This is a genomic window from [Mycobacterium] fortunisiensis, assembly GCF_019050325.1.
GTDB classification, from domain to species: domain Bacteria; phylum Actinomycetota; class Actinomycetes; order Mycobacteriales; family Mycobacteriaceae; genus Mycobacterium; species Mycobacterium fortunisiensis.
Map to the genome: position 1 here is coordinate 69,598 of NZ_VOMB01000026.1, position 26,349 is coordinate 95,946.

Annotated in this window: 28 protein-coding genes; 9 read left to right on the top strand and 19 right to left on the bottom strand. The window is 68.9% G+C overall.

Annotated features, from left to right (window positions below; all coding sequences use genetic code 11):
• Positions 1–34 precede the first annotated feature (34 nt).
• Positions 35–1,558, bottom strand: coding sequence for a lysine--tRNA ligase (gene lysS / locus FR943_RS23855; RefSeq protein WP_308170640.1), 1,524 nt, complete (start codon positions 1,556–1,558; stop codon positions 35–37).
• A 23-nt stretch (positions 1,559–1,581) separates the two neighbouring features.
• On the opposite strand from lysS, the gene FR943_RS23860 reads away from it, so the two are divergent.
• Positions 1,582–2,811, top strand: a complete 1,230-nt coding sequence (locus FR943_RS23860) for an alanine racemase (RefSeq protein WP_217160753.1) — start codon at positions 1,582–1,584, stop codon at positions 2,809–2,811.
• A 16-nt stretch (positions 2,812–2,827) separates the two neighbouring features.
• On the opposite strand, the gene FR943_RS23865 is transcribed toward FR943_RS23860, so the two are convergent.
• The 11 genes from FR943_RS23865 to ftsH form a co-directional block, all read right to left on the bottom strand.
• A complete protein-coding gene (locus tag FR943_RS23865) occupies positions 2,828–3,643 on the bottom strand; it encodes a type III pantothenate kinase (protein WP_217160754.1) in 816 nt (271 codons plus the stop codon).
• Positions 3,643–4,059, bottom strand: a complete 417-nt coding sequence (panD, locus tag FR943_RS23870; RefSeq protein WP_217160755.1) for an aspartate 1-decarboxylase — start codon at positions 4,057–4,059, stop codon at positions 3,643–3,645. Before panD ends, FR943_RS23865 begins: the two co-directional genes overlap by 1 nt.
• A complete protein-coding gene (gene panC / locus FR943_RS23875) occupies positions 4,059–5,003 on the bottom strand; it encodes a pantoate--beta-alanine ligase (RefSeq protein ID WP_217160756.1) in 945 nt (314 codons plus the stop codon). The genes panD and panC overlap by 1 nt, the downstream gene beginning before the upstream one ends.
• Positions 5,000–5,959: a Rossmann-like and DUF2520 domain-containing protein gene (locus FR943_RS23880; protein WP_217160757.1), complete on the bottom strand. Its 960-nt coding sequence runs from the start codon at positions 5,957–5,959 to the stop codon at positions 5,000–5,002. Before FR943_RS23880 ends, panC begins: the two co-directional genes overlap by 4 nt.
• 79 nt (positions 5,960–6,038) lie before the next feature.
• Positions 6,039–7,571 carry a DUF6779 domain-containing protein gene (locus FR943_RS23885; RefSeq protein WP_217160758.1) on the bottom strand — a complete coding sequence of 511 codons (1,533 nt, stop codon included), beginning with the start codon at positions 7,569–7,571 and terminating at the stop codon, positions 6,039–6,041.
• A gap of 76 nt (positions 7,572–7,647) precedes the next feature.
• The gene (locus FR943_RS23890; protein ID WP_217160759.1) at positions 7,648–8,124 is read right to left on the bottom strand and encodes a DUF3180 domain-containing protein; all 477 of its coding nucleotides are present in this window, start codon (positions 8,122–8,124) and stop codon (positions 7,648–7,650) included.
• On the bottom strand, positions 8,124–8,660 hold the full coding sequence (gene folK, locus FR943_RS23895; RefSeq protein WP_217160760.1) for a 2-amino-4-hydroxy-6-hydroxymethyldihydropteridine diphosphokinase: 537 nt from the start codon (positions 8,658–8,660) through the stop codon (positions 8,124–8,126). The genes FR943_RS23890 and folK overlap by 1 nt, the downstream gene beginning before the upstream one ends.
• Complete coding sequence (gene folB / locus FR943_RS23900) at positions 8,657–9,040, bottom strand: dihydroneopterin aldolase (protein WP_217160761.1); 384 nt, start codon at positions 9,038–9,040, stop codon at positions 8,657–8,659. Before folB ends, folK begins: the two co-directional genes overlap by 4 nt.
• On the bottom strand, positions 9,033–9,866 hold the full coding sequence (folP, locus tag FR943_RS23905) for a dihydropteroate synthase (protein WP_308170641.1): 834 nt from the start codon (positions 9,864–9,866) through the stop codon (positions 9,033–9,035). Before folP ends, folB begins: the two co-directional genes overlap by 8 nt.
• A complete protein-coding gene (gene folE, locus FR943_RS23910) occupies positions 9,863–10,480 on the bottom strand; it encodes a GTP cyclohydrolase I FolE (RefSeq protein ID WP_217160762.1) in 618 nt (205 codons plus the stop codon). Before folE ends, folP begins: the two co-directional genes overlap by 4 nt.
• Positions 10,481–10,499: 19 nt before the next feature.
• Positions 10,500–12,848, bottom strand: coding sequence for an ATP-dependent zinc metalloprotease FtsH (ftsH, locus tag FR943_RS23915; protein WP_217160763.1), 2,349 nt, complete (start codon positions 12,846–12,848; stop codon positions 10,500–10,502).
• A 133-nt stretch (positions 12,849–12,981) separates the two neighbouring features.
• Between ftsH and FR943_RS23920 the strand changes: the two genes are divergently transcribed.
• The 4 genes from FR943_RS23920 (at position 12,982) to FR943_RS23935 (ending at position 16,914) form a co-directional block, all read left to right on the top strand.
• Positions 12,982–13,944 (top strand): alpha/beta fold hydrolase, encoded by a 963-nt coding sequence (locus FR943_RS23920; RefSeq protein ID WP_217160764.1) that lies wholly within the window; start codon positions 12,982–12,984, stop codon positions 13,942–13,944.
• 62 nt (positions 13,945–14,006) lie between these two features.
• Positions 14,007–15,191, top strand: coding sequence for an LLM class flavin-dependent oxidoreductase (locus FR943_RS23925; protein WP_217160817.1), 1,185 nt, complete (start codon positions 14,007–14,009; stop codon positions 15,189–15,191).
• Entirely contained in the window at positions 15,191–16,201 is a 1,011-nt protein-coding gene (locus FR943_RS23930) for a zinc-binding dehydrogenase (protein ID WP_217160765.1), read from the top strand. The genes FR943_RS23925 and FR943_RS23930 overlap by 1 nt, the downstream gene beginning before the upstream one ends.
• A complete protein-coding gene (locus FR943_RS23935; RefSeq protein WP_217160766.1) occupies positions 16,198–16,914 on the top strand; it encodes an SIMPL domain-containing protein in 717 nt (238 codons plus the stop codon). Before FR943_RS23930 ends, FR943_RS23935 begins: the two co-directional genes overlap by 4 nt.
• Positions 16,915–16,996: 82 nt before the next feature.
• Here the strand turns inward: FR943_RS23935 and hpt are convergent, their stop codons facing one another.
• Genes hpt through dacB form a run of 4 tightly spaced genes read right to left on the bottom strand, consistent with a single transcriptional unit; the run spans position 16,997 to position 21,009 of the window.
• Complete coding sequence (hpt, locus tag FR943_RS23940; protein ID WP_217160767.1) at positions 16,997–17,575, bottom strand: hypoxanthine phosphoribosyltransferase; 579 nt, start codon at positions 17,573–17,575, stop codon at positions 16,997–16,999.
• A 58-nt stretch (positions 17,576–17,633) separates the two neighbouring features.
• On the bottom strand, positions 17,634–18,593 hold the full coding sequence (gene tilS / locus FR943_RS23945; protein ID WP_217160768.1) for a tRNA lysidine(34) synthetase TilS: 960 nt from the start codon (positions 18,591–18,593) through the stop codon (positions 17,634–17,636).
• The gene (locus FR943_RS23950; protein ID WP_217160769.1) at positions 18,572–19,639 is read right to left on the bottom strand and encodes an Rv3626c family coenzyme F420 biosynthesis-associated protein; all 1,068 of its coding nucleotides are present in this window, start codon (positions 19,637–19,639) and stop codon (positions 18,572–18,574) included. Before FR943_RS23950 ends, tilS begins: the two co-directional genes overlap by 22 nt.
• Entirely contained in the window at positions 19,627–21,009 is a 1,383-nt protein-coding gene (dacB, locus tag FR943_RS23955; RefSeq protein ID WP_217160770.1) for a D-alanyl-D-alanine carboxypeptidase/D-alanyl-D-alanine endopeptidase, read from the bottom strand. The genes FR943_RS23950 and dacB overlap by 13 nt, the downstream gene beginning before the upstream one ends.
• A gap of 127 nt (positions 21,010–21,136) precedes the next feature.
• Here dacB and FR943_RS23960 point away from each other — a divergent pair, with 127 nt between their 5' ends.
• From FR943_RS23960 to FR943_RS23975, 4 genes are all read left to right on the top strand, one after another.
• A complete protein-coding gene (locus FR943_RS23960) occupies positions 21,137–21,625 on the top strand; it encodes an inorganic diphosphatase (protein WP_217160771.1) in 489 nt (162 codons plus the stop codon).
• A gap of 79 nt (positions 21,626–21,704) precedes the next feature.
• The gene (locus FR943_RS23965; RefSeq protein WP_217160818.1) at positions 21,705–22,148 is read left to right on the top strand and encodes a 2-oxo-4-hydroxy-4-carboxy-5-ureidoimidazoline decarboxylase; all 444 of its coding nucleotides are present in this window, start codon (positions 21,705–21,707) and stop codon (positions 22,146–22,148) included.
• 95 nt (positions 22,149–22,243) lie between these two features.
• A complete protein-coding gene (locus tag FR943_RS23970; protein WP_217160772.1) occupies positions 22,244–22,603 on the top strand; it encodes an STAS domain-containing protein in 360 nt (119 codons plus the stop codon).
• Positions 22,604–22,630: 27 nt separating this feature from the next.
• Positions 22,631–23,074 carry an ATP-binding protein gene (locus FR943_RS23975; protein WP_217160773.1) on the top strand — a complete coding sequence of 148 codons (444 nt, stop codon included), beginning with the start codon at positions 22,631–22,633 and terminating at the stop codon, positions 23,072–23,074.
• On the opposite strand, the gene FR943_RS23980 is transcribed toward FR943_RS23975, so the two are convergent.
• From FR943_RS23980 to FR943_RS23990, 3 genes are read right to left on the bottom strand one after another with little or no spacing between them, the layout of a single operon-like run.
• Positions 23,047–23,490 (bottom strand): response regulator, encoded by a 444-nt coding sequence (locus tag FR943_RS23980; RefSeq protein WP_217160774.1) that lies wholly within the window; start codon positions 23,488–23,490, stop codon positions 23,047–23,049. The two genes, FR943_RS23975 and FR943_RS23980, sit on opposite strands and share 28 nt — an antisense overlap.
• Entirely contained in the window at positions 23,487–25,064 is a 1,578-nt protein-coding gene (locus FR943_RS23985; RefSeq protein WP_217160775.1) for a sensor histidine kinase, read from the bottom strand. Before FR943_RS23985 ends, FR943_RS23980 begins: the two co-directional genes overlap by 4 nt.
• The gene (locus FR943_RS23990; protein ID WP_217160776.1) at positions 25,061–26,281 is read right to left on the bottom strand and encodes a PP2C family protein-serine/threonine phosphatase; all 1,221 of its coding nucleotides are present in this window, start codon (positions 26,279–26,281) and stop codon (positions 25,061–25,063) included. Before FR943_RS23990 ends, FR943_RS23985 begins: the two co-directional genes overlap by 4 nt.
• Between the last annotated feature and the right edge of the window lie 68 nt (positions 26,282–26,349).

Consider the following 26,349-nt stretch of genomic DNA (forward strand, 5'->3'; position numbering starts at 1 on the left):
AACGCGCGGATCGCGGCAGTTCAGTTCCTGCGACTCAGTTACCGTGACGGCGAACAATCGGGAACAAAACCGTCTCCCGAATAGACAAGCCGGTCAGTGCCATCAACAAGCGATCGATACCCATTCCGGTGCCGGTGGTGGGCGGCATCGCATACTCCAATGCGGCGAGGAAATCCTCGTCGAGAACCATTGCTTCGTCGTCGCCGGCGGCTGCCGCCCGGGCCTGGGCTTCGAATCGTTCCCGCTGGATTACCGGGTCGACGAGTTCAGAATATCCGGTGGCGAGTTCGAAACGCCGTACGTAGAGATCCCATTTCTCGGTCACGCCGGGAATGCTGCGGTGAGCCCGGGTGAGCGGCGACGTCTCGACCGGGAAGTCGCGGACGAACGTCGGGGCCCACAACTTCTCGCCCACCGTGTGTTCCCAGAGTTCCTCGACCAATTTCCCGTGCCCGTAGCCACGGTCACGCGCAATCTCGACGCCGAGCTGATCGGCAATACCCCACAAGTGTTCAACTGACGTCTCGGGGGTGATCTCCTCACCGAGAGCCGCGGACAACGAAGGATACATTTCCAATGTGTCCCATTGCCCGTCGAGGTCGTAGACACTGCCATCGGGCAATGGCACTTGACGCGTTCCGATCGCCTCGTCGGCCACCTCTTGAATAAGTTCCCGGGTGACCACCGCCGAATCGTTGTAGTCGCCGTAGGCCTGATATGTCTCCAACATTGAGAATTCCGGCGAGTGCGTGGAATCGACACCCTCGTTACGAAAGTTTCGGTTCAACTCGAAAACCCGGTCAAATCCGCCGACGATGCAGCGTTTGAGGAACAACTCCGGGGCGATCCGCAGGTACAGATCCACATCGAGGGCATTGGAGTGGGTGATGAACGGCCGGGCCGCCGCCCCACCGGCCAGCGTCTGCAGCATCGGCGTCTCGACCTCGAGAAAGCCCCGGCGCTCCAGAGCCGAGCGCACCGCACGCACCACAGCCACCCGTTGCCGCGCAATGGTGCGCGCCTCCGGTCGCACGATGAGATCCACATAACGCTGCCGGACCCGGGCCTCTTCGCTCATTTCCTTGTGGGCAACCGGCAGTGGCCGCAACGCCTTGGCCGCCAGCTGCCACGAATCGGCCAGCACCGACAGCTCACCGCGCTTGGAACTGATCACCTCACCGTGCACGAACACGATGTCGCCGAGATCCACATCGGCCTTCCAGGCGTCCAGCGACTCCTGGCCCACCTGCGCCAGGCTGATCATCGCCTGCAGCTGCGTGCCGTCGCCCTCCTGCAGCGTCGCGAAACACAACTTGCCGGAATTGCGGGCGAACACCACCCGGCCCGACACCCCGACGATGTCGCCGGTCTGGGTGTCGGCGGCCAGCTCGGGATAGGCCGCCCGCAGCTCGGCCAGCGTGTGCGTGCGCGGAACGGTCACCGGGTACGGCTCACGCCCCTCGGCGAGCAAGCGCTCCCGCTTGGCCTGACGGATCCGGAACTGCTCGGGAAGGTCGGCCTGGGACTGGGACACGTCGGCACGATCGGCGGGGCTCACAAAATGCCAGCTTAAATGAACACGTGAACGCACAACTGCACGGCGAGGCGCTGGCCGCTCTCGGACACGAGCCGCTGGACTGGCGGTTCAAGGGCCTGCCCGCATCCTGGTCGGGACGCACTGCGGCCCAGGTCAGCTCGCTGCACCCGGCGTTGTTCGGCGACGGGCCGTCCGGCCCGGTGTGCGTGCTGGCCGAATCGGCGCTTGTGCACAACCTCACAAGCATGGCGGCGTGGTGTGCCGAGCGCGGCGTCGAATTGGCACCGCACGGCAAGACCCACATGGCGCCGCAGCTGTTGGCCCGCCAGTTCGCCGCCGGTGCGTGTGCCGTCACCGCCGCCACCGTCAACCAGGTCCGAGTCTTCCGGGCCTTCGGGGTCAGCGACGTGGTGCTGGCCAACGAGGTGGTCGACCTGGGCGGGCTGGCCTGGTTGGCGGCCGAACTCGACGCCGATCCGGGCTTCCACGCCGTCTGCTGGGCGGACTCGGTGGCCGGGGTGGAGCTGATGACGGCCGCGCTCGCCGGTGCCCGGCGCCGGGTCGACGTGTGCGTCGAGGTCGGGATGGCCGGCGGGCGCAGCGGATGCCGCACCGACGCCGAGATCGACGAGGTGGCCCGCGCCGTCGCGGCCAGCCCCGCGCTGCGGCTGGTCGGGATCGCCGGCTACGAGGCCTCAGCCGGCCAGGAGGTGAGCCCCGAGGCGACCGAGCGGGTGCGGGCCTACCTGCGGGGCCTGCGGGCCGCCACGATCCGGCTGGCCGGGCTGTTCGAGACCGACGCCGTAATCGTCAGCGCCGGCGGCAGCACCTATCCCGACCTGGTGGCCGACGAGCTCACCGGCGACTGGCCGGCGCCGTTGTCGGTGCGGACGATCTTGCGCAGCGGCTGCTACCTCACCCACGACCACGGCCTGTACGCCCGGACCTCGCCGCTGCAGCTGCAGTCGGCCCTGCAGGTGTGGGCACAGGTCGTGTCGCGACCCGAACCCGGACTGGCGCTGGTGACGATGGGGCGGCGCGACGTGTCCTTCGATGCCGGACTTCCAGTGCCACTGAGCCTGCCCGGCTGCTCTGTGGTCAAACTCGACGACCAGCACGCCTACGTCCAGTTGACCGAACCCGACCAGGCCCCGGTCGGCGCGTGGCTGCCGTTCGGAATTTCGCACCCGTGCACCACATTCGACAAATGGCAGCTGATCCTGGTGCTCAACGACGAGCACCGGGTCATCGAGTTCGTGCGGACCTTCTTCTGACGCTGTGGCCCGGTGACTATTTGGCCGGTTTGAGCCGGCCCCGCTGACTGTCCCGGTTGCGCTCGAACACCAGGCGCAGCCCGTCGAGGGTGAGATGCCGGTCGTAGTGCTGCACGGTACGCAGATCCGGCAGCACCAGCGATGCGGTGTAGCCGGTGGCCACCACCGCGACATCGTCGCCGGCGAAACCGTCGACGTCGTCCCGGATCCGGGTGACGAGGCCGTCCACCAGCGCGGCGAAACCGAACACCGCACCGGCCTGCATGCATTCCACGGTGTTCTTGCCGATCACCGAGCGCGGGCGGGTCAGCTCGACGCGGCGCAGCGCGGCCGATCGGGCCGCCGCGGCATCGGAGGACACCTGCACACCCGGTGCGATCGCCCCGCCGAGGAACTCACCCTTGGCCGACACCACGTCGACGCAGATCGAGGAGCCGAAATCGACGATGATCGAGGCGGTTCCGTATTTGTGGTACGCGGCAAGGCAATTCACGATCCGGTCGGCGCCGACTTCCTTCGGGTTGTCGACCAGCAGCGGGATGCCGGTGCGCACACCGGGCTCGATCAGCACGTGCGGCACCGACGGCCAGTACTGCTCGAGCATCAGCCGCACCTCGTGCAGCACCGAGGGCACGGTGGACAGCCCGGCGGCACCGGTCAACCGCTCGGAGTCGTCACCGATCAGACCGTCGATGGTGAGCGCCAGCTCATCGGCGGTCACCTCGGACTCGGTCCGGATCCGCCACTGCTGCACCACTTTCGCGTGATCTCCGGATCCGGAGATCAACCCGACGATGGTGTGGGTGTTGCGGACGTCGATCGCGAGCAACATTATCGCGGCGACATCAGTTCGGACACGTCCTCGGGGACGTAGGCCGGATCGTGGCCGTGCTCGCCGAGGTCGATCTGCTTGTTGCCGTTGTCCACGAACACGATCCTCGGCCGGTAGGCGCGCGCCTCGGCGTCCTCCATCACCCCGTAGGCGATCAGGATCACCAGATCACCGGGGTGGATGAGATGTGCTGCGGCACCGTTGATGCCGATCACCCCGCTGCCACGCTCACCGGTGATGGCATACGTCACCAGCCGGGCACCGTTGTCGATGTCGACGATGGTCACCTGCTCACCTTCGAGCAGATCGGCCGCCTCCATCAGATCAGCGTCGATGGTCACCGAGCCCACGTAGTGCAGGTCGGCCTGCGTCACGGTGGCGCGGTGAATCTTGGATTTCAGCATGGTGCGCTGCATCAGTTCCTCCAGGGCAGTTCGCGATTGTTGTCGTCGCCGACGCGAGGATGTCCGTCGATCCCCGCGGACGCGCCGATGTCGACGGAGATGTTGTCCAACAAGCGGGTTCGGCCCAGACGCGCGGCCACCAGCAGCCGGGCCTGACCTTCCTCCGGTGCGGGACCGAGCAGCGGATCACGCACCTCCAGGTAGTCGACCTCGATGGCCGGAACCTCGTCGAGCACCGCGCGGGCCGCGTCGATGGCGGCCGACGCCCCGCCCGCGGCGGCGTATTTGCCCGCCAGCAACGCCGCCGACAGGGCACCGGCCTGTTCACGCTCGTCGGCGTCGAGGTAGCGGTTACGGGATGACATCGCCAATCCGTCGGACTCGCGCACGATCGGAACCCCGACGATCTGCACGTCGACATTGAGATCGGCCACCATCTGCCGGATCAACGCCAGTTGCTGGTAGTCCTTCTCGCCGAAGAAGGCCCGGTCCGGCCGTACGATCTGGAGCAGCTTGAACACGACGGTCAGCACTCCGGCGAAATGTCCCGGCCGCGAAGCGCCTTCGAGTTCACCGCCGACTGTCCCCGGCTGCACGCTGGTACGCGGCCCATCCGGATACATCGCCGAACCAGTTGGGGTGAAAGCGATCTCCACCCCCTCCGCCCGGAGCAGGGCCAGATCCTCGTCGAGGGGACGCGGGTAGGCATCGAGGTCCTCCCCTGCCCCGAACTGCAGCGGGTTGACGAAGATCGACACCACCACGACCGCACCTGGTACCCGTTTGGCCGCTCGGATCAGGGTCAGGTGTCCCTCGTGCAGCGCGCCCATGGTGGGCACCAGGGTGACCCGCCGGCCGCTGCCGCGCAGGGCGCGGGCGACCGCCGCCACATCGGCCGGTGCGGAGTACACGTTGAGGTCGCCGGCGACGAACTTGGGTGGGTTGGCTTGGGTCATCCGTGACTCGTTTCCGGGCTCGGTTCCGTGAGGACTGCCAGCACGTCCCGCGGTGCACGGGCACGTTGCGCGGTACGCAGCGAGTTGGCCCGATAGGCCTGCGCCAGTTCGGGATCCAGCTCGCCGAGGGCATGCAGGTGGGCGGCCACCGCGGCGGCGTCGCCACGGGCCACCGGGCCGGTCAGGGCGGCCTGGCCGCGCTGCAGTGCGTTTTCCAGCGCGGCCCGGGCCAGCGGGCCCACCACGCGCTCGGGCAGACCGCCCGGGGCGTCGCCGACGAGTTCCTGCCCCAGCAGCTCCTGTCCGCGCAGCGATGCCCGCAGGACGTCCACCGCGTCGAGTACCAACGTGACCAGATGGTTGCCGGCATGTGCGAGCGCCGCATGGTATTGCGTCCGAGCGGATTCGGGCACCCGGAACGGCTCGCCGCCGATCTCAAGCACCAGCGACTGGCCGATCGCGTAACCCACCTCGTCGGCCGCGGTGATGCCGAAGCAGGCGTCGGGCAGCCGGGCGATGTCCTCGTCGGCGCCGGTGAACGTCATCGCCGGGTGGATGGCCAACGGTATGCAGCCTTGTTCGGTGAGCGGGGCCAGCACCGCCACCCCGTTGGCCCCCGAGGTGTGCACCACGATGGTGCCGGGCCGGACGACGCCGGTGGCGGCCAGACCGGACACCAGCGCGGACAGCTCGGCGTCGGGCACCGTCAACAGCAGCAGTTCGGACCGCTGCGCCACGTCCTGGACGGCAAGGATCGCCGTGTCGGGCAGCCTGCGCTGGGCTCGCAGCCGCGACGGTTCGGAGATCGCACTGCAGGCCACCACCACGTGCTCGACCCGCTCCAGGGCATAACCGAGCGCCGTCCCGACCCGGCCGGCGGAGATGATGCCGACGCTGAGCCTGGCCGGACGCAATCCCTCGGGCGGGGACCACCCGCCGACAGGGGGCTGCTCCATCGCAGACGACCTCACAGGATGACTAGATTCTCGTTCCAGTCCCGCGTTGCGGGTACCGGACGGTCGCCACGAGACTAGCTCACTCCTCGCGCCGCCTGCGACGCCCGCCTTCACCGGGGCTCGCCTGGAACCGTGCCAGCAGCTCGTTCACCGACTGTCCGCCGGTGTGGTGGCCGTTGGGCGGCTCGGGTTCGTCGTCGCTGCGGTGCCGGGACGCCCGCCGCGGCGGCTCAGGCGGCTGCGCTGGTTCGGCGGCCAGCGTCGGGGACTGCTGACCGGGCGCGGGCCGGCCCGGATCGGACTCGGCCGGGGCGTAATGACGGCCCCGCGGCCGCTCCGGCGCCTGCCCTGCCGACATCGCCGGGGCCGGCGTCGGCTCCGGGGCGGGTTCGGGGGCCGGAGCCGGTTCGGGGGCCGATTGCGGCGCCGGTTCCGGGGTGTTTTCCGGGGCGCGGCGCCGGCCGACGTACTCGGTGGCGGCGCCGTTCTGCGGCGTCACCGGCGCGGACCAGTTGCTGCCCGGTGCGCCTGCCGGGATCCACTGCCCCTCTGCAGGCGCCGGACGCCAGCCCGCCGCCGCCGGCTCGGCAGCCGGCTCGGGCGCGCTCGGGGGCTCGAATGCGGGCTCCGGTGCTGGTGCAGGCTCGGGCGCGGGCGCCGGTTCGGGATTGGGTGCGGGGACGTCGATGGTCGGCGACGGCTGCATCGGCGGCATGGTCGGTGGTGGGGGCGGTGGCGCCCAGGCGGACGGCGGCTCGGGCTGCCGGCGCGCGGCCGGCTGCGGCTCGGGCCGGGGCTCAGGCTGGGGTTCGGGCTGCGGTTCGGGCTGCGGTTCACGCCGCGGTTCAGGCCTGGGCTCGGGCTGCGGCTTCGGCTCCTGCGGGCGCCCGGCAGCCGGCGGACGTGGCGGTTCCGGCTGACGCTCGGACTGGCGGCGACGGCGACGCGGTTGCTCATTGGCAGGCACGGGTCGTGACGGCAGCCGGTGCGCACCCCCGGTGGTCGCCCAATCGTTCTCCGGCGGGTGCGGCACGGCCGGCACGTCGATGATCGGGCTTTCCTCGGTACGCGAGTTGCGGATGTCGGTGACCTCGACCGGCGGTACATCCAGGCGACTGGCGGTGACCCGGCCCGCCGTGCGCACCGCACTCTTGTCGGTCTCCAGGGCCGGACGGTGCACCAGGTCGGTGTCGAACAGGATCTCCAGGTTGGCCCGCAGCGCGGCCAACTCCGCGCGCAACGCAGCAACCTCGTCGGCAGCCTGGGCGCGCAGCTCGGAGGCGAGTTCGCGGCGCAGCTGGGTCTCCACGGTCAGCTCGTATTCGCGCCGGGCCGAGATCTCCCGATCCAGCTGCAGGTCGTAGACGAACTTGAGGTCGCGGGCCTTGGCCTGGTCCAGGTCACTCTGGCGGCGATAGATGACGGAGACGAAGGCCCCCACCACGGCAGCCCACAGGGCCAGGATGACGGCAAGCTTCAGCAACTCGACGCGATCGGTGAACACCAATGCGGAGCTGGCCAGAATCGCGAGCACCAGCAATACCGTTAAGAGCAGCCAGCCCGGCCTTCGGCCGCCGCGCCGTGGCCGACCACCGCGGGGCAGAACGGTCATGCGCCGACTGTACCCGTCACCACCCATCGAGCCGGTCGACCGCTGCGGCGATTCGGCCACCGAGCTGAGGAAATCCTCACTGCTGCGCGGGGTCGCCATTGTCCGGCGGTTCCTCGGGAGATCGGCAGCAATGCTGCAACCACACCGCGGCGACCGCCAAAGCCAGTGCGCTGATCGCGGCGACGATGGCACCGGGCAGGTCCTCGTCGGCCACCCGCAGTTCGTCGCGCCGCGGCAGCAGGTAGACCAGCACACCGATCCACCACCCCGCCACGACGGCACCGACCCAGGCAGAGGCCTTGGCGATCACCACCGAGCGGGCCACTGTCAGCGGGTGCAGCCGGCCCGCGCCGACACCGATCTGCCCGTCGCTGATCTTGGCCCGCACGTAGAAGGCCCAGCCGGCCTCGGCCAGCGCAACCGCCAGCAGTGACAACCCGGTCCAGACCGTGAGGGGCGGGAACCACTGGTAGAGCACACCGATCAGCATGTAACCGAGGACGGCGACGACGACGGCCGCCCCGGCCAGGTCACGCTTGCGGGTCGGCCCCATCAGTCGGCCCCCGGTCCGGTCCGGATAGCCAGCGTCAGATCGGTGCGCCGGACGCCGGCCCGTTCGGCCGGGTCGATCTCCTCCAGCAGGTACGCCACCCGCCGAGACCGGCCGCCCACCGTCAACGTGGCATCCGGGTCGACCGCCAGCCACGGGATCAGCACGAACGCGCGCAGATGGGCGAGCGGATGCGGCAGGGTCAGGTCCGCATCTCGGGAGCGCACCTCGTCTTCGCCGTCATGGCAGGTGATCACGTCGACGTCGAGGGTGCGCGGCCCCCACTTCTGCTCGCGGACCCGGTCCGCGGCCTGCTCCAGTTCCTGCCCCCGCCGCAGCCAGCCGTGCGCATCGAGGCCGGCGTCGTCGGCGATCAGCACCGCGTTCAGGAACGGATTCTGCTCGACCCCACCCCAGGCGTCGGTCTCGTACACCGGCGACACCGCCCGCACCCGTGGCCCGAGCCCGTCGAGAACCGACTGCAGATGGGCCAGCCGGTCACCGAGATTCGAGCCGATCGACAGCACGGTGGAGGTCATCCCGCGCCCCCGTCCCGTCCGCGTCGCGACCGCCGGGCCACCACCGCGACGTCGTCGAATGTCAGCGGAATCGGTGCGCTGGGCTTGTGCAGCACCACCTCGACGGCGTGCAGGCGCTCGTCGGTCATGATGGCGTCGGCGATCTCGGCCGATACCGTCTCGATCAGGTTGCGCGGTGGGCCGGCCACGATGTCGGCGGCCAACTGGGCCAGCGCGCCGTAGTCGAGGGTGTCGGCGAGATCATCGGTGGCCGCGGCCGGGCGCAGATCCACCCACGCCGTGATGTCGACGACGAACTCCTGGCCGTCGCGGCGTTCATGCTCGAAAACCCCGTGGTTGCCGCGAACTCGCAAGCCACGCAACTCGATTCGATCAGCCAACCCGACCTCCGGATTTCCAGGCGGCCAGCACGGCCAGCGCGTCGACAGTGGCCACCACGTCATGTACCCGAACTCCCCAGGCGCCGTGCAGCGCGGCCAGCGTCGAGATCACCGCGGTGGCGGTCTCGCGACCGTCGGGCGGCCGTGGTGTGCCGTCCGGACCGGCCAGCAGGGAACCGAGGAAGCGTTTGCGGGAGGCGCCGACCAGCACCGGGATCCCGGTGGCGACGAACTCTGGCAGGGCGTGTAGCAGCGCCCAATTGTGTTGTGCGGTCTTGGCGAATCCCAGACCGGGGTCGATGATCACCCGTCCCGGGTCGACCCCGGCAGCCACCGCGGCATCGACCGCGGCCAGCAGTTCGGCCCGGACCTCGGCCACCACGTCACCGTAGCCCGGCGCCTCGTGTGGCCGGGCGGCAGCGACCGAACGCCAGTGCATCAGGATCCACGGCACCTTCGCGTCGGCGAGCAGCGGTGCCATGTTCGGATCGGCCAGACCGCCGGACACGTCGTTGACGATCTGTGCGCCGTTCTGCAGCGCAACCTTGGCCACGTCGGCATGCATCGTGTCGATGCTGACGGTGACCCCCTGGGAGGCAAGCGCTTCGATCACCGGGGCCACCCGGGCCGCCTCGACGGCGGAGTCGATCCGCACCGCGCCGGGCCGGGTGGACTCGCCCCCGACGTCGATGATGCTCGCGCCGGCGGCCGCGAGCGCCAGCCCGTGTTCGACCGCGCGATCGCGATCGATGAACTTGCCGCCGTCGGAGAAGGAATCGTCGGTGACGTTCACAACTCCCATGACCTGCACAGGGGTTGGGTTCACTTCCGCAGGATGAGTTCCAGCGCCTCGGCCCGGGATGCCTTGTCCGTCTTGAACTGTCCGCGCACCGCAGAGGTGGTGGTGACCGCGCCTGGTTTGCGCACCCCGCGCATGGCCATGCACAGATGCTCGGCTTCGATCACCACGATGACCCCGCGCGGATCGAGCTTGCGCATCAACGCATCGGCGACCTGGGCGGTCAGGCGTTCCTGTACCTGTGGGCGCTTGGAGTACAGGTCGACCAGGCGGGCGATCTTCGACAGGCCGGTCACCCTGCCGTCCACCCCCGGGATGTATCCGACGTGCGCCACCCCGTGGAACGACACCAGGTGGTGCTCACAGGTGGAGTACATCGGGATCTCCTTGACCAGCACGAGTTCGTCGTGCTCCTCGTCAAAGGTGGTGTTCAGCACCGCATCCGGATCGGTGTAGAGGCCCGCCATCAGCTCTTTGTACGCACGCGCCACCCGAGCGGGAGTGTCCACCAGGCCCTGACGGTCGGGGTCCTCACCGATGGCGATCAGCAGCTCACGCACCGCCGCCTCGGCCCGCGGTTGGTCGAACACCCGCAGGGACGTGTCGGTGTTGTTGTGGTGCTCGCGCAGCGACTGCGACATGAAGCCTCCGTTCGTCGGATCAGCCGTGGGCCGGTGGATTGGACCGGTCGGCCCGGTCAGTCCGGTCTGAATCGCCGTCCTTGCCGGCGTCTTCGTTCGGAGCGGACTGACCGGGATGAGGATAGGGCTGATACGGGTACGGCTGGGGCTGTTGCCATCCCGACGGATGCGGCGGCGGGTACCAGTAGCCCTGCTGTTGGGCGGGCGGCTGGTAGCCCGGCTGCTGGTGTTGCTGTGGGTGCGGCGGCTGTGCGTGCTGCGGCGGCCAGCCCGGGGCGTGCCAGCCCGCGGGCGCGCCGTAATCGGGCTGTGTCGAGCCGGCCGGCGCTCCGTTACCCGGTGCACCGTTGGCGACCGAGCCGTTGGTTTCCCTGGCCCGCTCGGCTTCGGCGCTGGCCGCGGCGATGGCGGCCTTGAACGCCGGCTCGGGCACCGGCGGCGGCCACGGCTCGCCGCGTTCGATGGCGATCTCACCGGGGGTCTTGATCGGCGGCTTGTCCGACGGCACCCGGCCACCGAAGTCGTCGAACATGGTCAGCCGGGGACGCTTCTTGACGTCGCCGAAGATGGCTTCCAGCTCCGCGCGGTGCAGCGTCTCCTTCTCCAGCAGCTCGCCGGCCAGGGTGTCGAGCACATCGCGGTACTCGGTGAGGATCTCCCACGCCTCGGTGTGCGCGGCCTCGATGAGCTTGCGCACCTCGTCGTCGATGTCGCGGGCCACCTCGTGACCGAAGTCGGCCTGGGTGCCCATCGTGCGGCCCAGGAACGGGTCGCCGTGCTCGGTGCCGTAGCGCACCGCACCGAGCTTGGAGCTCATGCCGTACTCGGTGACCATCGCCCGGGCGATCTTGGTGGCCTGCTCGATGTCGGACACCGCGCCGGTGGTGGGCTCGCGGAAAACGAGTTCCTCGGCGGCGCGGCCGCCCATCGCGAACACCAGCCGGGCGATCATCTCCGAGCGGGTCATCAAACCCTTGTCGTCCTCGGGCACGGCGACGGCGTGGCCGCCGGTGCGGCCGCGGGCCAGGATCGTCACCTTGTAGATCGGCTCGATGTCGGGCATCGCCCAGGCGGCCAGGGTGTGCCCGCCCTCGTGGTAGGCGGTGATCTTCTTTTCCTGCTCGCTGATGATGCGGCTCTTGCGACGCGGGCCGCCCACCACGCGGTCCACCGCCTCTTCCAGCGCAGCGCTGGTGATGACGGTGCCGTTCTCGCGGGCGGTCAGCAGGGCGGCCTCGTTGATGACGTTGGCCAGGTCGGCGCCGGACATCCCGACCGTGCGCTTGGCCAGGCCGTCGAGGTCGGCGTCGGGGGCGATCGGCTTGCCCTGCGAATGCACCTTCAGCACGGCGCGGCGGCCGGCCAGGTCGGGGTTGGACACCGGGATCTGCCGGTCGAAGCGGCCGGGCCGCAGCAGCGCCGGGTCGAGGATGTCGGGGCGGTTGGTGGCCGCGATCAGGATGACGCCCTGGCGGTCGCCGAAGCCGTCCATCTCGACCAGCAGCTGGTTCAGGGTCTGCTCACGTTCGTCGTGGCCACCGCCCATACCGGCGCCACGCTGCCGACCGACGGCGTCGATCTCGTCGACGAAGATGATGCACGGGCTGTTGGCCTTGGCCTGCTCGAACATGTCCCGCACGCGGGAGGCACCGACACCGACGAACATCTCGACGAAGTCCGAACCGGAGATGGTGAAGAACGGCACCCCGGCCTCACCGGCGACGGCGCGGGCCAGCAGGGTCTTGCCGGTTCCGGGCGGGCCGTAGAGCAGCACACCGCGCGGGATCTTGGCGCCCAGGGCCTGGTACCGGCTGGGGTTCTGCAGGAAGTCCTTGATCTCGTAGAGCTCCTCGACCGCCTCGTCCACCCCGGCGACGTCGGCGAACGTGGTCTTGGGCATGTCCTTGCCCAGCTGCTTGGCCTTGGACTTGCCGAAGCCGAAGCCCATCCGGCCGCCGCCCTGCATGCGGGAGAACATCACGAACAGCGCCACCAACAACAACAGCGGCAGCATGTAGATCAGCATCGAGCCGAGGAAACTGCCCTGGTTGACGGCGGTGCCGTACTTGATGTTCTTGCTGTCGAGCTGCTCGGCCAACTTCAGCGCAAAGCCCGTGGGGAACTTGGTGATGACCTTGTCGGAGTTCTCGGTCTCGCCGTTGCCGCTCTTGAGGTCGAGCCGCAGTTGCTGCTCGCGGTCGTCGATATGGGCGCTCTTGACGTTGTCGGCGCGGATCTGGGCCACCGCCACCGAGGTGTCGACGGGTTTGTAGCCGCGGGTGTCGTCGCTGAAATAGAAAAACGACCAGCCCAGCAGCAGCACGACCGCGACCACGGTCAGCGTGCGGATCACATTCTTGCGGTTCATCGATCACTCGGCCGAGTTCGGCCCGGTCCTTCCAACGTGCGCAGTTGAGACATTCAAGGCTACCGCTAGACCAACGTCCGGCTGTTCCCGACGGTATCTGGCCGAACGCTCGCGGCTGTGCTTGGGTGAGATCGTGCTCACACCCACCGAGCGATCGGTCGATACCAATGGCGTGACGTTGACGGTGACCGAGGCGGGTGAACGCGGGAACCCGGTGGTCGTGCTGGCCCATGGTTTTCCCGAGTTGGCCTACTCGTGGCGCCACCAGATCCCGGCCCTGGCCGCCGCCGGCTATCACGTTCTGGCCCCTGACCAGCGCGGTTACGGCGGCTCGTCGCGGCCGGAGGAGATCGGCGCCTACAACATCACCGAACTGACCGCCGACATCGCCGGGTTGCTGGATGATGTCGGCGCCGAACAGGCGGTGATCGTCGGGCACGACTGGGGTTCGCCGGTGGCGACCAATTTCCCGCTGTTCTATCCCGACCGGGTCCGCGCGGTGGTGGCCATGAGCGTGCCGCCGGTGCCCCGGGCGCCTGCCCCGCCGACGCAGATCTGGCGCAAGATCTTCGGCGACAACTTCTTCTACATCCTGTATTTCCAGGAGCCCGGGGTGGCCGACGCCGCGTTGAGCGCCGACCCGGCCCGGGCCTTGCGCCGGATGATCGGCGGCCTACGCACCACCGGCGACGAGTTCGCGGCGCAGCGAATGACCGCGCCCGGACCCGAGGGTTTCATCGACCGGCTGCCCGAACCCGTGAGTCTCCCCGACTGGATCACCCAGGACGAACTCGACCACTACATCGCCGAGTTCACGCGAACCGGCTTCACCGGGCCGCTGAACTGGTACCGCAACTTCGACCGGAACTGGGAACTGACCGAGAACACCCCCGCGCCCACCATCACGGTGCCCACGCTGTTCCTGGCCGGCAGCGCCGATCCGGTGCTGGGCTTCACCCCGCGCGACCGGGTGCGCGACGTGGTCACCGGCGACTACCGCGAGGTGCTGCTCGACGGCGCCGGGCACTGGTTGCAGCAGGAACGGCCCGATGAGGTGAACGCGGCGCTGTTGGAGTTCCTGGAGGGGGTGCGATGAGCGCTCGCGCGAAGAGCCAACAGGATGCGATGAGCGCTCGCGCGAAGAGCCAACAGGATGCGATGAGGCCGTTGAACTTCGGCGTGTTCATCACGCCGTTCCATCCGGTCGGCCAATCTCCCACCACCGCACTGCAATACGACATGGACCGGGTCGAGGCGCTGGACCGGCTCGGCTACGACGAGGCCTGGTTCGGCGAACACCATTCGGGCGGTTACGAACTCATCGCCTGCCCGGAGGTATTCATCGCCGCCGCGGCCGAACGGACCCGCCACATCCGGCTGGGCACCGGCGTGGTGTCCCTGCCATACCACCACCCGCTGATGGTGGCCGATCGCTGGGTGCTGCTCGACCACCTGACCCGTGGCCGAGTGATGTTCGGCACCGGGCCGGGTGCGCTGCCCTCGGATGCCTACATGATGGGGATCGACCCGGTGGACCAGCGGCCGATGATGCAGGAATCGCTGGAGGCCATCCTGGCCCTGTTCCGCGCCGCTCCCGACGAGCGAATCAGCCGCGAAACCGACTGGTTCACGTTGCGCGACGCCGCCCTGCACATCCGGCCGTACACCTGGCCGTATCCCGAAATTTCCACCGCGGCAATGGTTTCCCCGTCCGGTCCGCGATTGGCCGGGGCGTTGGGCACCTCGCTGCTGTCACTGTCGATGTCGGTACCCGGCGGCTATGCGGCGCTCGAGACCACCTGGGACGTGGTGTGCGACCAGGCCGCCAAATCGGGCCGGGCAGAACCGGACCGGCAGAACTGGCGGGTGCTGGGCATCGTCCACCTCGCCGACACCCGTGAGCAGGCCATCGAGGACTGCACCTACGGCCTGCAGGATTTCGCCAACTACTTCGGCGCTGCCGGTTTCGTCCCGCTGTCCGAGCAGACCGAGGCCACCGAGTCGGCGTATGAGTTCGTGGAAAACTATGCGGCCAAGGGCAATTGCTGTATCGGCACCACCGCCGACGCGATCGCCTACATCCAGGACCTGCTCGACCGTTCCGGCGGGTTCGGCACCCTACTACTCCTGGGCCACGACTGGGCGACACCGGCGGCGACGTTCCACTCCTACGAGCTGTTCGCCCGCGAGGTGATCCCGCATTTCAAGGGGCAGCTCACGGCTGCCCGGGCGTCGCACGACTGGGCCAAGGGCATGCGGGATCAGCTGCTGGGCCGGGCCGGGCAGGCCATCGTCAACGCCATCACCGAGCACACCTCCGAGGACAGCGAAGGGAAGAGTTGATGCGTGCCGCCGTACTACGCGAGGGCCGAATGGTGGTCCGCGACGACGTGCCCGATCCGGTACCGGGGCCAGGGCAGGTGCTTGTCGACGTGAAGGCCTGCGGCATCTGCGGATCCGACCTGCACTTCGCCAGCCACGGCGCCGACATGCTGGCCGCGGGCGCCGACATGGAGGGCATGCCCGCCCTCGACATCGATCTGGCCGGCGACATCTATATGGGCCACGAGTTCAGTGCCGAGATCCTCGACGCCGGACCGGGCACCGACGCCCCGCCGGCCGGCACCCTGGTCACCTCGGTGCCGGTGCTGCTGTCGGCCACCGGAATGGACATGCTGGTGTACAGCAACACCGCGGTGGGTGGCTACGCCGAGAAGATGTTGCTCTCGGCTCCGCTGTTGCTGCCGGTCCCCAATGGGCTGAGCGCCGAACATGCCGCGCTCACCGAGCCGATGGCCGTGGGCCTGCACGCGGTGAACGCGTCGCGCATCGAACCCGCCGACACCGCACTCGTCATCGGCTGCGGTCCGGTCGGCATCGCCATCATCGCGGCACTGAAGCTGCGCGGCGTCCGCACCATCGTGGCGTCCGATTTTTCCGCCACCCGGCGGGCGCTGGCGGCCACCATGGGCGCGCACACCACGATCGACCCCGGCCAGGATTCACCGTTCCACCACAGCACGCCCGCGGTGGTGTTCGAGGCCGTCGGTGCGCCCGGGTTGATCGACGACGTGCTGCGCCGGGCCCCGGCCGGCGCCCGCCTGGTGGTGGCCGGGGTGTGTATGCAGCCCGACACGGTGCACCCGTTCTACGCCATCACCAAGCAGATCAGCATCCAGTTCGTCTTCGGTTACGACCCCGACGAATTCGCGGGCTCGCTGCGCGCGATCGCCGAGGGCGACATCGACGTGGCACCCATGATCACCGGCTCGGTGGGCCTGGACGGGGTGGCCACCGCCTTCGACGAACTGGCCTCCCCCGACCACCACTGCAAGGTGCTGGTGACGCCATGACGAATGTGAAGTTGCGGGTACTGGGTGCCGCGGCGGCCGGCCTGGTGGCGGTGGGCGTCGGCGGATGCGACGCGACCAGCGGGCCGGGCGCCGCCCCGCCGGCCGGGGCGCGGCAGGTGACGGTCGTCGGCTCCGGCCAGGTCGAGGGCGTGCCGGACACCCTGACCGCCGATGTGGCGATGGAGTTCACCGCCCCGGATGTGTCAGGGGCGCTCAACCAGTCCAGCCAGCGGCAGCAGGCCGTGATCGACGCGCTCGTCGGCTCCGGCATCGACCGCAAGGACATCAGCACCACCCAGGTCAGCGTGCAACCGCAGTTCACCGACAGCGTGATCTCAGGCTATCGGGCCGGCAATGCCATCAAGGTCAAGATCCGCGACACCGCCAAGGCCTCGCAGACCCTGGCGTTGATCGCGAGCACCGGCGGGGACGCCACCCGGATCAACTCGGTGGACTACTCGATCGAAGACGACTCCGACCTGGTGAACGACGCACGGGCCCGGGCGTTCGACGACGCCAGGGACCGCGCCGAGCAGTACGCCGGACTGTCCGGGCTGCAACTCGGCAAGGTGTTGTCGATATCCGAGCAGCCCGGTGGTTCCACGCCGCCGGCTCCCACCCCGATGCCCCGGGCGGCGATGCAGGCGGTTCCGCTGGAACCCGGTCAGCAGACGGTGGACTTCTCGGTGACGGTGATCTGGGAGCTCACCTGATCTGACCCGCTTCCCGCCGAAATGGCATTCCAGCAGAGAAAGTGCGAGTAAGACGCGGCTGGAATGCGGTTTCGGCACAGACTCAGGGCGTCTCGTACACCCTGGGGTCGAGCGTGCCAATGTAGGGCAGGTCGCGGTACCGCTCGGCGTAGTCCAGGCCGTATCCGACGACGAACTCGTTGGGGATGTCGAAGCCCACGTAGGCGACGTCGAGTTCGGCGCGCACCGCCTCGGGTTTGCGCAGCAGGGTGCACACCCGCAGTGAGCGCGGGTGCCGGGTGGCCAGGTTGCGCAGCAACCAGGACAGGGTCAGCCCGGAGTCGATGATGTCCTCGACGATCAGCACGTCGCGATCGTTGATGTCGCGGTCGAGGTCCTTGAGGATGCGCACCACGCCCGAGGACGACGTCGACGAGCCGTAGGAGCTGACGGCCATGAACTCCAGCTGCGTGGGCAGCGGGATGGTGCGGGCCAGATCGGTGACGAACATGACCGCGCCCTTGAGCACGGTCACCAGGAGCAGGTCGTCGCTGCCCAGATTGTCCCGATATTCCTCGGCGATCATCTCCGCCAGCTCGGCGGTGCGGGTCCGGATCTGCTCCTCGGACAACAGCACCGATTTGATGTCTCCCGCGTACAGCTCGGCAGAATCGACAGCCACCCGAACAGCGTGCCATGTCGAGGGGGCGGTTGACCAACGCGTGACCAACGCGCGCCGCTCAGACGGGTTCGGTGTGCAGTTTCAGAGCGCCGTCACGTCGGGCCGCGAACAATCGCTGTTTGCGCAGCCCGGACCCGACGGCGACGCCACCCTGCCCGCGCCAGTCGGTCACCAGCCGGTCGACCGCGCGGATCTGGATGTCGGTGAGATCACAGGCCCCGCCGTCCAGCAGCCAGGCTCGGATGACCCGGCGGCGGACGGCGGCGGGCAGGGTGGCCAGCTGGGCGGTGTCCAGCGCGCCGTCCGGTGTCCGCGCCGCCGCCAGGTGCCGGTGGGCCAGCTCGTCGAGCGTCTCGGTGTCCTCGCGCAGCGCGGTGGCGGTGCGGGCCAGCGCCTCGGCCACCCCGCCGCCGAGCACGTCCTCCAGCAGCGGCAGCACCTCGTGCCGCAGTCGGGCCCGGGTGAATCGGGGTTCGGCGTTGTGCGGGTCCTGCCAGGCGTTGAGGCCGAGTTCGTCGCACACCGCGTGAGTCAGCGCCCGCCGCACGCCGAGCAGCGGCCGGTGCCAGGGCGGGTCGTGGGGTCGCATGCCGGCGATCGAGCGGGCACCCGAACCGCGGCCCAGCCCGAGCAGGACAGTTTCGGCCTGATCGTCGAGGGTGTGGCCGAGCAGAACCGGCATCCCGTCCCGGGCCGCGTCCAGGGCGCCGTAGCGGGCCTGACGCGCGGCCGCCTCCAGCCCGCCGGCACGCCCGACATCGACTGAAAGAACTTGCACTGCAACACATCCCAACTTCAGGGCCTGATCGCGCGCCACGTTGGCGACGGCGTCGGAGGCCGGTTGCAGCCGGTGGTCGACGATCAACGCGGTGGTCGGCCGCAGGTTCGCCGCGATCGCGGTGAGCGCCAGCGAATCCGGCCCGCCCGACAGCGCCACGCACCAGCGCGTACCCTCGATCTCCGCGCCGGCCGCCGCCACCGCGTGCCGCAGCGCGGCTACAGCACCCGGTCGATCCATCGTTGCGGCTCGTCGATCTCATCGGGGTGCGGCAGCGTCTCGGGGCCCGACCAGATCGCGTTGAACCGGGCCATCCCCACCGCGGACACCACGTGGTCGACGAACGCCTTACCGCGGGTGTACTGGCTGAGCTTGGCGTCGAAGCCCAGCAGCGCACGTACCAACCGCTGCAGCGGCGGCTGCTTGCGCTGCCGGCGCTCGTCGAAGCGGCGACGGATCGTCGCCACCGACGGCACCACCGCCGGGCCCACCGCATCCATCACATGGTCGGCGTGGCCTTCCAGCAGGGTGCCCAGCACCAGCAGTTGATCCAGGGCGCGGCGCTGCGGTTCGGCCTGCACGGCGCGCATCAGGCCGATCACGCCGGTCGAATTCGTGTCCGCCGCTTGACCATTGCGTTGATCGTGGACGAACTGTGCAAGCCGGCCCGCCATCTCGGTGACGTCCTCGCCGGCATCGGAGGTGAGCACCGCCAACGCCTGCGACATGTGGTCGGCCAGCCACGGATTGGCCCGGAACTGCACCCGGTGGGTGACCTCGTGCAGACACACCCACAGCCGGAAATCGGCTGGGGCGACCCGTAACTGGCGCTCCACCGCGATGACGTTGGGGTACACCAGCAACAGCTCACCGCCGTCGGGGCCGAACGGATCGTACTGGCCCAGGATGCCGGTGGAGACGAACGACAACACCGCGCCGGTCTGCGCACCCGTCACCCGTCCCGTGATGAATCCCGGCTTGTGGCTGTCCGGTTCGGCGCCACCGCTTGTCATCACCCGCATCGACCGGGTGGCCGCCCGGATCCACTCGGGACGATCGACCACCCGGGCCTCGGGAATCGTCGCGCCCTCGATCAGGCCGGTGACCTCCCGCACCGGCAACTCGGCGGCCTTCGAGCTCTCCGAGAGCTGCTCGATCACCTGGTTGCGGGTGTAATCGGTGGTGGCCGGGGTCGGCCGGGCCAGCTTGGCCCCGACGGTCGCGGCGAAATCCCAGTCGACCGCGCGACCCGCGGTGATCGTGGACCGCTCGCTCACGTCCCACATCCGCACGAACGCAGCACCGCGGCCAGCGCGTCGATCGCGGTGCGGCCGGTGGGCCCGGCGTTGTTTGAGATCAGGGCGAATGTCAGCACCCGCCCGTTGCGATCGGTGACGATGCCGGCCAGCGAGTTGGTCCCGGTCAACGAACCGGTCTTGGCCCGCAGCCAGCCCGCCGCGTTCCGGCCGGCGACGGTGTCGAGGTAGCGGTTGGACAGCGTGCCGCTGCCGCCGGCGACGGGCAGCAGGTCCACCAGGGGCCGCATGGCCGGTTCGGTGTTGCCGGCCGCGATGTTGACCACCTCGTCGAGGATCCGGGCGGTCAGCCGGTCATCGACCGACAGGCCGCTCGAATCGACCAGCTTGGCTGCCGAGGTGTCGATCCCGATCCCCTCGAGCTGGCTCAGCACGGCGTCGACACCGCCGTCGAAACTCTGCGGCCGGTTGAGCTGGGCGGCCACTTCGCGGGCAATGGACTCGGCCATCACGTTGTCGGATTCGTTCATCATCTGGCGCAGCCGTTCGATCAGCGGCGCGGATTGCACCGCGGCGATCTGCCGGGCGCCGGGCACGGCGGCGGGCAGCACCGTCACCGTCGTCGGATCCACCCGCAGCGCGACGGCCAGGGCCCGGCCGGCGTCCAGCGCCGGTGTCGTCGACCGTCTGGACTCCACCGTCGTCGGCTGGATCCGGCCACCGTCGAGCATCACCGGTTCCATCGGTGCGATGTCGCCGCCCTCGATGTCGGCGGGATCCCAGCCGGGCGCCATCGCCGGGCCGCTGTAGGCGCTGGTGTCCACCCGCACCGCGGTGACCGTGATGCCGCTGTTGCGCACCTGCTCGGCCAGATCGCTGATCCGGGCCGCACCCTTGTACCAGGTGTCGGTGTCGGCCGGGGCCGCTGAAAGGGTGGTGTCCCCACCACCTTTGAGCACCACCAGGCCGGGCTGCGAGTCGACGGCCAGCACCGTGGTGGCCAGCCGTGCGTTGCGGTCCAGGGTGAGCAGCGCAGCCGCGGTGGTCAGCACCTTGTTGACCGAGGCCGGCTGCATCGGCACCCCGGAGTTCTGCTCCCACAGTTCGGCGCCCGTCTCGGCATCGGTGATCCGGCCGGTGACGTCGCCGAGATCGGGGTTGGCCAGCGCCGGCGCCAGCGCCGCCGCCAGGCCGCTCACGGTGGGGCTGGGTGCGGACATGTCGACCGGGACGACGCCGGGGCTGGCGGTCGCGGCCGCCGGGGCCGGCTCGACCGCGGCGGCATCGCTGGACCGGTCCCCGGACAGCAGGCCGGCGACCGCGACGACGGCAGCGACCAGCATCACGACCACGACGCCAACCGCCACATGGGTGGACTGCCGCCACCGAGTGGGCCGCATAGTTCTCCTGCTCTGCCGGTGGTGGGAACGAGCCACCCGTTTCAGCCAGACTATCGCTCGTTTAGGGTTGACCCGCGTCGTCGCCCGACGACCCCCGCCTGACCGCAGATGCGAAGGAGCCGCGACGGTGAAGTTCGACGTCGTCATCGAGATCCCGAAGGGTTCACGCAACAAGTACGAGGTTGACCACGAGACCGGCCGGGTCAAGCTCGACCGCTACCTCTACACCCCGATGGGCTACCCGGCCGACTACGGGTTCTTCGAGGACACCCTCGGCGAGGACGGCGACCCGCTGGATGCGCTGGTGCTGCTGCCCGAGTCGGTGTTCCCCGGCTGCACCGTCGAGGCCCGCCCGGTGGCGATGTTCAAGATGACCGACGAGGCCGGCGGCGACGACAAGCTGCTGTGCGTGCCGGCCGGCGACCCGCGCTGGGACCACGTCCAGGATCTCGGCGACGTGTCGCAGTTCGAACTCGACGCGATCAAGCACTTCTTCGTGCACTACAAGGACCTGGAGCCGGGCAAGTTCGTCAAGACCGCCGACTGGGTGGGACGCGAAGAGGCCGAGGCCGAACTGCAGCGCTCGATCGAGCGGTTCAAGACCTCCGGTCACTAGATCTGGAGCAGAGTTAGCCTCGCCGTAACACGGGGTAACTCCTGTGTGCCCTGGGCAGACGATCATTGACCAGGTGTTCATGCATCAGGGCATGGGTCTTGAGGCGTACAACGCGCTGCCGCTGCGGCGCGCGGTGCACGCCGTCTACGAGTGTTGTTACAGCGTGGTGTTGTCGGCCGATCTGGCCGGCGGGCGCCCCTACACCGACCACTGCTCGTTCTTCCGGCAGGCCGACACGTTGCTGTTCAGCCTCGGCGAGGATTCGATCGACCGGATGTTGCAGGCCTATCCGTGCTCGGTCGCCGACGACGAGGCATGCCGGCGCTATCACCGGCAGTTCGGCTTCAGCTTCGTGATGTGCGGCGCCGGCTGCGACACCGGCGCAGCCCTGGCGGCCCTGGCCGAACGGCTGCACAACGATCTGGAGACCGAACGCAAGGTGGTCCGCAACGAGCTGGCCCGGATCAACCGGGCTCGGTTGGAGCGCATGCTCGGACCCGAAGGCGGGTTTTACAACTGGTGACTGCGCGCGCCCGGGGGCGCGGCAGCGGCACAGCGGTCACACCGGCTAGTATTTGCCGACTGTCTCCATATGCGCAGAACCCGTCGGAGGTGACGATGACTCAGCCGAATCCGGTGAGTTGCAGTGTGGAAGAAAGACGCACCGACGAGATCAGCGTGTTGGCAGTATCCGGCACGGTCGACATGCTCACCGCGCCCAAACTCGAGGAAGCCATCCGTGCCGCCGCGAAGAGCTCGCCGGCGGGGATCGTCGTGGATCTCGGCGCGGTGGAATTCCTGGCCTCGGCCGGCATGGGCGTGCTGGTCGCGGCGAAGCAGGATCTGGGCGAGGCCGTGCGGTTCGCGGTGGTCGCCGACGGACCTGCCACCAGCCGCCCCCTCAAATTGGTCGGCATCGACGAGGTCGTCGATCTGTACCCGACCCTCGATGAGGCGTTGACCGCACTCACGACGTAACCGGCGAAGGGTAGCCAGCAGGTCGTTATGACAGACGCAGGCCAGTCAGCACACTTCACGAAGAACGTCACCGCCGCGCCCGAGAACGCGGCGCAGATACGTCGTGAATTCTCCAGTTGGCTGAGCACGCATCTGGCCCTCGACCCGACAAGGGCCAGCGATGTCGTGCTGGCGGTGAACGAAGCCCTGGCCAACGCCGCGGAATTCGCCTACGTCGATGCGCCTGCGCCCGGCGCGATGCAGGTACAGGCGCACTACGACGACGACGCGGCGGTACTGACGGTGACCGTCACCGACGAAGGCGTGTGGCGGATCGGCGAGACCGACCACACCAACCCGGCGCGCGGCCGGGGCATCCCGCTGATGCGCGCGCTCACCGATCGCACCGTGATCGACTCCAACCATGCCGGCACCACGGTGCACCTGCAGTGGGATCACGTCGATCAGGGCTGCGGAAGCCGCACCACCTGAACGAAGAACTCGTCGATCTGGCGGACCGCACTCATGAACTGGTCCAGGTCGACGGGTTTGGTGACGTAGGCGTTGGCGTGCAGTTTGTAGCTGCGCAGGATGTCCTCTTCGGCCGACGACGTGGTCAGCACCACGATCGGGATGTGGCACAGCTCGGGGTCGGACTTTATCTGCTCCAGCAACTGGCGGCCGTCGTACTTGGGCAGGTTGAGGTCGAGCAGGATCAGGTCGGGTCGCGGTGCATCGTCGAAACGCCCACGGCGGTACAGGAAGTCGAGGCCTTCCTCACCGTCGCGCGCGACGTGCAGGTTGTTCTTGATCTTGTTGTGTTCGAACGCTTCCCGGGTGATCAGTTCGTCGCCGGGATCGTCCTCGACCAACAGGATGTCGATGGCACGGCTTTCCGATGAGGTCATTCGGGGCTACCTTCCGGCTGGGCTTGCAGAACAGGGTTGGGCACGGTGGCCGGCGTGACCGGCAGGGTGAACAGGAACCGGGCGCCCCCGGTGTAGGACGTGTCGATCCAGATGGCTCCGCCGTGGTGTTCGACGATCTTCTTGCACAGCGCGAGCCCGATCCCGGTGCCGCTGAACGCGTCCCGAGCGTGTAGGCGCTGGAAGATCACGAAAACCTTGTCCACGAACTCATCGGCGATGCCGATCCCGTTGTCCGCCACACTGAATACCCAGTGATCGGCGAATTCATCCCGGCCGGCCCGACATTCGATCGCGATCCGCGGGATTTCGCCGTCGCGGCGGAATTTCACCGCATTCCCGATGAGGTTCTGCCACAGCATCGCCATCAGTGTGGGGTCACCGTCGATCCGGGGCAGCGGCTCGGCGGGTCGCTCGACCTGCGCCCCGGCTTCGTCGATCGCGGTGGTGAGGTTGTTCAGCGCGGTGTCGAGGGCGTCGTCGAGATCCACCTCGGTGTGGGTGGCGCCGAGGCGGCCCACCCGCGAGAACGTCAGCAGGTCGTTGATCAGCACCTGCATCCGCTTGGCGCCGTCGACCGCGAATCCGATGTACTCGACGCCCCGCTCGTCGAGTTTGTCGCCGTAACGCTTCTCCAGCAACTGGCAGAACGAGGCGACCTTGCGCAGCGGCTCCTGCAGGTCGTGCGATGCGACATAGGCGAACTGTTCGAGTTCGGCGTTGGAGCGGCGCAGTTCTTCGGCCTGCTGGTCCAGGGCCGCCTGCGCCGACCGTGAGGCTTCGAGTTCGTCGACGACGCGCTGGCGCATGTCCTCGACGTCCGTGGCGATGGCACGGATGTCCTTGGGGCCCTTCACCGCGATGCGTTCGGCGAAGTGGCCCTCGGTGATCCTGCGACAGGAGGCGGCCAGCGTGGCCAGCGGCCGGGTGACCGCGCTGCGCACCAGGATGGTCAGCAGAATCGCCATGGCGAAGAAGGCCACGATCATCGCGATCACCACCGTGTCGCGCCAGCCCCGAACCTGGTCCATCTCGTCGACGCTGGACTGCCTGGCCGCACCCAGATTGGCGTTCTGAGCGTCGAACAATCCACGCAGCCGGTCGAATTCGGCTTTCCCGCGATCCGCGGTGCCGGTTTCGACCACGGTCGGATTGCCAACCCGGACGCTCGCGATCAGCGGCTCGGCGTAGGAGGACCGCCATGCCGCGGCCGCGGCTTCGATCGCGTCCAGATCGGTCAGCAGATGGCCGTGGTCGGCAAGGTAGCCACGGATCTCCCCGGCGGCCGCGGCCTCGGCACGTTGACCGTCGCCGTAGGGGTCGAGGAAGCGTGGATCGGCGGCGATCGCGTAGCCGCGGACGGCTGTCTCCTGGTCCCGCAGCGCCGCCTGCAGTTGGTAGGCGGCGACCCGGGCCGGCTGGATGTGGTCGATCAGCTCACGCGAGACCGCGTCGGTGCGACCGACGAGGCCGACACCTGCGATCGCGCCGGCCAGCACGATCACGCACATCGCCGACACCAGCAGGTTCTGCCAACCTTGCACCGAGAGTTTCATCGCGGCGAGCGCTCCACCCTGATCAGCGCGATGTCGTCGCTGAGGCCGCCGTGCGGTCGGGCGCGGGATTCGATCTCGGCGATCAGTGCGCCGACGAACTCGCGGCCGGGCCGGGCGGCGAGCGATCTCGCCAGCTCGAGCAGGCCCGGTTCGCCGAGGCGGCTGCCGCCGGGCCCCGCGTGCCCTTCGAACAATCCGTCGGTGAGCAACAGCAGTCCGTGTCCTTCCGGCAGTTGCAGCCGGTTGACCGGCCACTCACTGGCACCCAGGCCCAGCGCCGAGCCCGCCGTGGGCTCCACCCATTCCACTGCGCCGTGGCCCTGTACCAGCATGCCCGGATGTCCGGCCCGAACGGCGGTGTAACTGCCCGTGTCGGGTTCCAGGGCCACGCTGAGCAGCGTCGCGAAGATTCCCGGGCCGGGTCGTTCGGTGGTCAGGATGCGGTCGAGTTGCCGCATCCGCTCGTTTCCCCGCAGCCCGGCGAACGTCAGTGCGCGCCAGCCGATCCGCAGCGCCACCCCGAGCGCGGCCTCGTCGGGTCCGTGGCCGGCGACATCGCCCATCATCACGTGCACGGTCCGGTCGGGTGTCTGCACGATGTCGTAGAAGTCCCCGCCCAGCAGTGCGTCCCGCCGGTTCGGCAGGGACTGGGTGACGATCTCGACGCCCGGATTCTCCAACAGCAGTGCCGACGGCAGCAGGCCGCGTTCGAGCCGGGCGTTCTCGCGTTCACGTAGCCGGCTGGCGTGCAGGTCCACCGCCGTGAGCTCGGCGCGCTTGCGCTCGATCGAATACACCACGGCACGGCGCAGCATCTCCGGATCGACCCGGCCCTTGACGAGGTAGTCCTGCGCACCCGAGGCGACCGCCGAGATGCCGAAGTGCTCGTCGTTCAGACCGGTGAGCACGATGATCGGAATCGTCGGGTCGAGTCGGCCGAGCCGGTGCAGTGCGTCGATGCCGTCGGCGTCGGGCAAATTCAGGTCCAGCAGCACACAGTCCGGGCGGGCCCCGAGGACGGCCTGCTCGGCGGCCGAGATGGACTGCACCCAGGTGAGGTCGATATCGGCGGTGTCGGCCACATCGGCGATCTGTTCTTCGACCAACAACGCGTCACCGCGGTCGTCCTCGACGAGAAGCAACGACAGGCGTCGGCCCCCTGAGTGCGGACCGAACCCGGCGAGCGTGGCAGAGGGATACGGGCCTTCTGCGCGCATGGGATCACGTCCTTACTCACTGGGGTCACCCCGGTCGCGCTGACCTCTGCTCAGTGACGACGTGATCG

What these genes read in the sequence shown, in the direction of transcription:
- tilS (WP_217160768.1), bottom strand. Translation starts at nt 18,593, where the DNA reads ATGGATCGACCGGGTGCTGTAGCCGCGCTGCGGCACGCGGTGGCGGCG.
- dacB (WP_217160770.1), bottom strand. Translation starts at nt 21,009, where the DNA reads ATGCGGCCCACTCGGTGGCGGCAGTCCACCCATGTGGCGGTTGGCGTC.
- FR943_RS23950 (WP_217160769.1), bottom strand. Translation starts at nt 19,639, where the DNA reads ATGTGGGACGTGAGCGAGCGGTCCACGATCACCGCGGGTCGCGCGGTC.
- FR943_RS23990 (WP_217160776.1), bottom strand. Translation starts at nt 26,281, where the DNA reads ATGCGCGCAGAAGGCCCGTATCCCTCTGCCACGCTCGCCGGGTTCGGT.
- FR943_RS23970 (WP_217160772.1), top strand. Translation starts at nt 22,244, where the DNA reads ATGACTCAGCCGAATCCGGTGAGTTGCAGTGTGGAAGAAAGACGCACC.
- FR943_RS23985 (WP_217160775.1), bottom strand. Translation starts at nt 25,064, where the DNA reads ATGAAACTCTCGGTGCAAGGTTGGCAGAACCTGCTGGTGTCGGCGATG.
- FR943_RS23975 (WP_217160773.1), top strand. Translation starts at nt 22,631, where the DNA reads ATGACAGACGCAGGCCAGTCAGCACACTTCACGAAGAACGTCACCGCC.
- ftsH (WP_217160763.1), bottom strand. Translation starts at nt 12,848, where the DNA reads ATGAACCGCAAGAATGTGATCCGCACGCTGACCGTGGTCGCGGTCGTG.
- folK (WP_217160760.1), bottom strand. Translation starts at nt 8,660, where the DNA reads ATGACCTCCACCGTGCTGTCGATCGGCTCGAATCTCGGTGACCGGCTG.
- panC (WP_217160756.1), bottom strand. Translation starts at nt 5,003, where the DNA reads ATGACCCAAGCCAACCCACCCAAGTTCGTCGCCGGCGACCTCAACGTG.
- FR943_RS23890 (WP_217160759.1), bottom strand. Translation starts at nt 8,124, where the DNA reads ATGGGGCCGACCCGCAAGCGTGACCTGGCCGGGGCGGCCGTCGTCGTC.
- folE (WP_217160762.1), bottom strand. Translation starts at nt 10,480, where the DNA reads ATGTCGCAGTCGCTGCGCGAGCACCACAACAACACCGACACGTCCCTG.
- FR943_RS23930 (WP_217160765.1), top strand. Translation starts at nt 15,191, where the DNA reads ATGCGTGCCGCCGTACTACGCGAGGGCCGAATGGTGGTCCGCGACGAC.
- FR943_RS23925 (WP_217160817.1), top strand. Translation starts at nt 14,007, where the DNA reads ATGAGGCCGTTGAACTTCGGCGTGTTCATCACGCCGTTCCATCCGGTC.
- FR943_RS23965 (WP_217160818.1), top strand. Translation starts at nt 21,705, where the DNA reads ATGCATCAGGGCATGGGTCTTGAGGCGTACAACGCGCTGCCGCTGCGG.
- FR943_RS23885 (WP_217160758.1), bottom strand. Translation starts at nt 7,571, where the DNA reads ATGACCGTTCTGCCCCGCGGTGGTCGGCCACGGCGCGGCGGCCGAAGG.
- FR943_RS23980 (WP_217160774.1), bottom strand. Translation starts at nt 23,490, where the DNA reads ATGACCTCATCGGAAAGCCGTGCCATCGACATCCTGTTGGTCGAGGAC.
- FR943_RS23935 (WP_217160766.1), top strand. Translation starts at nt 16,198, where the DNA reads ATGACGAATGTGAAGTTGCGGGTACTGGGTGCCGCGGCGGCCGGCCTG.
- FR943_RS23865 (WP_217160754.1), bottom strand. Translation starts at nt 3,643, where the DNA reads ATGTTGCTCGCGATCGACGTCCGCAACACCCACACCATCGTCGGGTTG.
- panD (WP_217160755.1), bottom strand. Translation starts at nt 4,059, where the DNA reads ATGCAGCGCACCATGCTGAAATCCAAGATTCACCGCGCCACCGTGACG.
- FR943_RS23880 (WP_217160757.1), bottom strand. Translation starts at nt 5,959, where the DNA reads ATGGAGCAGCCCCCTGTCGGCGGGTGGTCCCCGCCCGAGGGATTGCGT.